Annotated in this window: 1 protein-coding gene; it reads right to left on the bottom strand. The window is 66.4% G+C overall.

Translation table 11 applies throughout. From position 1 onward, the window contains the following. On the bottom strand, positions 1-637 hold a 637-nt coding region (locus AC2YI2_RS35125; RefSeq protein ID WP_487391137.1), incomplete at both ends, for a chemotaxis protein CheB.

The raw sequence follows: 637 nt of genomic DNA, 5'->3' as shown, positions 1-637 counted from the left end.
ATAGGCACCGGCCGTGTGCATTTCGGCCATTCCGCGCGCCCCATCGTCGCCCATGCCGGTCATGATGACACCCATCGCATTTCCGCCGGCGGAACGTGCCGCCGAACGGAAGAGCACGTCGACCGAAGGCCGATGGCGCGAAACGAGCGGGCCGGTCCGGACGGAAACGACGTAGCGCGCGCCCTGCCGCTCAAGCAGCGTGTGACGGTCGCCCGGTGCGATCAGCACGTGACCGCGCAACACGGGATCTCCATTCTCCGCTTCCTTGATCTCCACCTCGCACAGCGTGTTGAGGCGCTGCGCGAAGGCGGCCGTGAACTTCTCCGGCATGTGCTGGACGATGACGAGGCCGGGAGAGTTGGCCGGTAGTTGCTCGAGCATCTCTCTCAACGCTTCGGTACCCCCGGTCGAGGCGCCGACGCAGACCACCATTTCGGTCGTCTTGGCCATGGCCCGGCCGCTCGGCGGCGGCAGCACCGCGTCGGCGGTGAGTTTGGCTTGCGTTGTTGCCGAACCCACGTTGCGTCGTCCGGCGCCAATCCGTGCGATCGCCGCACCCTTGACGGCGTCACGGATGCGCATGCCCGATTCCGCGAGATAGTCCGCGGCACCGATCTTCGGCTTGAGAATGACATCG

It is taken from the genome of Rhizobium sp. SRI_017 (assembly GCF_057586295.1).
Note: the sequence above shows the minus strand (reverse complement) of the source record. Positions and strands in the feature narration are given on the sequence as shown.